The organism is Pontibacter rugosus (genome assembly GCF_042678745.1).
Lineage (GTDB): Bacteria > Bacteroidota > Bacteroidia > Cytophagales > Hymenobacteraceae > Pontibacter > Pontibacter rugosus.
Genome location: NZ_JBHTLD010000329.1, coordinates 1 through 3291 on the forward strand (window position 1 = coordinate 1; position 3291 = coordinate 3291).

Here is a 3291-nt window from a genome sequence, read left to right on the forward strand (position 1 = left end):
TTCAATATATACTTAAATTAGAAGCGATTTTTATAGATATAGAGGATAATAAAGTTTAAAGGATATTCCCAATGTGGCTACCAGCTGTGATGGCTATAATCCCTTCGAATAAATCATGAATGCATCTGTGTTTACAACAGATCGTCCAAGGTGAAAGCATGAGCTATGATAAAGGCTAAAACATCACGACAAATATTTTCATAGAGGCGATGCATTTGACGTGTACATTTCCCTTCTCTTTCCCGTTCGCGAAGGTTAACACCACCTGATCTGTAACCGCGACGGCGAGCACCTCAATCCCTGCTGCTACTGCATGAAAGCTTGGGCCTCCGCTTCTCCTTTCGGCTTGCTAATTTAATAAATCTCTGGCAGAGCTAGGGGTTTCTGAAATTATCTCATCTTGTAACGTTTTATAAACGTCCGTTTGTAAAATGTTATACGTACCTTTGCCACAGGTTTCACCTAAAGAAAGAGGAGTAGCGAAGATGAAGTACGTGGCCTACTACCGGGTCTCCACCAAGAAGCAGGGCCAGAGCGGGCTGGGCCTGGAGTCACAGCGCGAGATGGTGCAGGGTTTCCTTAAGCCGGGTGATGCGCTGCTTGCCGAGCACATTGAGGTGGAGAGCGGCAAGCGCAACGACCGGCCGGAGCTGGAGGCAGCCATTGCCCTGGCCAAGGGAGAGCAGGCCCAGTTGCTGATCGCCAAGCTCGACCGGCTTAGCCGTAACGCCGGGTTTATCTTCAAGCTGCGCGACAGCCATGTGGATTTTCTGGCCGTGGACATGCCGGACGCCAATACCCTGACCATTGGCATTTTTGCGGTGCTGGCCCAGCATGAGCGGGAGCTCATCAGCACCAGGACACGGGCGGCGCTTCAGCAAAAGAAGCTGCGGGGCTTTTCACTGGGTACACCCCGGAACCTTTGCGAGGAAGCCCGGCAAAAGGGACTCCAGGTTCGCCGGGAGAATGCCGCCACGCACAAAGCGAACCGGCAGGCAACCGAACTCATTCAGATGTACCGCGACAAGGGCATGACCTACCATGATATTGCTGCGCGCCTGAACAGCTATGGGTTTACAACACGGCGCGGCAAGAAATTCTTTCCCATCACAGTGCAACGGCTGCATGTGCGCCTCCAGCAAGCGTTGCTTTCCGAACCTGGTGAAATATGTGTTACCTAAGAAGGTGCTCCGCGACACCCACTACCCCTCCCCTCCTATTGACTTAAAAGCCCCTGCTACAGCCAGTTGCATCCCTACAGCCGCGTGCTTTTTTACTCCTTGTTTGCTAAGATGCTTCACCCCCAGCTGTTGAACATTCAATCGCGCCTACCTAAATTTGATTTGTAGCTGCTTAGGCAGGTTATTTTGGCCAATATATGTACTGCTTTTCAAGAGGAAATGCGAACAGGGATAAACCTATGCTCTGTAATTATAAATACCTGATTTATAACTGTTTACGAACATGTAAAAAGAGTCTTCTTGAAGCTTGCAGGAAAGGATATATGTATAAAATCCCACCAGGGAGAACCTGGAGCCCCTTTTGCAGGCAAGGGATAGATGTACACCTTTTCGTAAATCCTCCGTACGCGCTACCAAAGCATTTTTATATATAACAACTAATTGTAAAACAAGTAGTTAACTAGCTAAATTTAACTGATGGCATGAGCTCCGCAAGCCCTATTTATGTACAGAATCCCACTGCGGAATTTCAACTTATTTTCCTTTTAAGAAGCTAAAACTGCGCGCTTTTTATGTACAAAATCCCACCACTTTAGGCTTTTTTCCCTCCCTTTCTTTCCTTTTACCCTGAATAAGATATGAAAAAGGAAACATTCCCTTTCTTTATTTTTATTATTTTATACTATTATTACTTATTAATATCGCTGTAACTAGTTGATATTCAGATGTATGATGGTAGATATGTGTACAGTTTCCCACCAAAGCCTGTACAATTTCCCACCTTATCTGTACAGAATCCCACTAAAGCATGTACTGCATCCCAACGATACATGGCGGGAATCCCACACATGTACAAAATCCCACCTTTAGTGGCTTCAGGGAACGCGGCAAGGGATTTAACCTGTTGTGTGTACTAGTTACAAATTAAATACATATATTTAAGAGTTAAATCTTTTTGCAATGAGTGACCTCTTAAATATTCCCGTTAGGCAGCCCAATAAGCTTGTTACCCAGCACAATAACCTGATCAACAGTTATTTTGATATTCCGACGGTGCAGTTGCGGGCCTTTATTTATGCGCTGGGGCATATTCACAAGGACGATAAGGAACTTACCCATGTGAAGATTCCCATCGACGCCCTCTATGCCTCCAAAGGGGGGAAAAACTTCAAGCAGGTAGCAAAACTGGCGACAGAGCTGCAGGAAATCAAGTTCAAGGTAGAAAGCCAGTCCCCTGACAAGACAGGTAAGATGAAAAGAACCTACCTGAGCATGGTGATCTTTCCCACCGTCAGCTATACCCAGGACAGCCGGTACATCATCACCAAAATCAACAATGACCTGGCCCCCTATCTGCTTGACCTGAAGGGCAATTACACCCAGGCCGAACTGGAGCAGTTGCTTAGCCTTAAAACCATACAGGCCTACAGGATCTACATGTTCATCAAGCAAGGGCTCTTCAAGGACAAACCCACCACGATCAAGTACAGGCAGCTACGGTTGATGCTGGGCCTGGATCTGGAACTCAACGAAGATGAAGCCAAAAGGGCAGGCCTGCCCGAAGGGGAGCGAATCAAGGTCATCAAGTACCCCCTGTTTGCAGAGTTCAAAAGGCGGATTCTGGATACAGCGAAGGAAGAACTGCTGGATACGGACATGGCCTTTGATTATAAAATAAATAAAAAAGGCCGCAATGCGGACTCCATCACCTTTTACTTGGTCAAGACAATCAATGTGCTGCCTGCCGCCGCCCCTGCTGCCTTGCAAACGAATCCAAAAGCGGTCCAGCAGAACCTGTTCTCCTCCCCTACCCCGGCCGTCGCAACCGATAAAGTGACGGCAAATGCTGTCCGGATCATGCGGGACAAGTATGCGTTTTCAGAAGAGCAGATCCAGAAATACATCCGGCAGCTCCCTCCCCTGGTGATCACCAAGGCCAATAACTGGTTTTCCACGAACAAGGCCACCTTGACTTTTACGTCGGAAGCGGAATGGTTTGCCAAGCATCTGGACAATAAGATTGCCAAAAACAACGGCTAATAGTGCGTTAAAAGGCTAAGGCTATACCTGTTAAGGGCTTTGATGCTGAATCATTAATACTATTAATAAA

General features: G+C 47.0%; 2 protein-coding genes. Both read left to right on the forward strand.

Annotation, left to right across the window (positions count from 1 at the left end; translation table 11 throughout):
• Positions 1-485: 485 nt before the first annotated feature.
• Positions 486-1181, forward strand: coding sequence for a recombinase family protein (locus ACFQ2O_RS20685; protein ID WP_377532607.1), 696 nt, complete (start codon positions 486-488; stop codon positions 1179-1181).
• Between the two features lie 960 nt (positions 1182-2141).
• Complete coding sequence (locus ACFQ2O_RS20690) at positions 2142-3221, forward strand: replication initiation protein (protein ID WP_377532609.1); 1080 nt, start codon at positions 2142-2144, stop codon at positions 3219-3221.
• Positions 3222-3291 lie beyond the last annotated feature (70 nt).

Bases quoted from the DNA above. Each gene is read 5' to 3' on its own strand.
- ACFQ2O_RS20685 (WP_377532607.1), top strand. From the start codon at position 486: ATGAAGTACGTGGCCTACTACCGGGTCTCCACCAAGAAGCAGGGCCAG.
- ACFQ2O_RS20690 (WP_377532609.1), top strand. From the start codon at position 2,142: ATGAGTGACCTCTTAAATATTCCCGTTAGGCAGCCCAATAAGCTTGTT.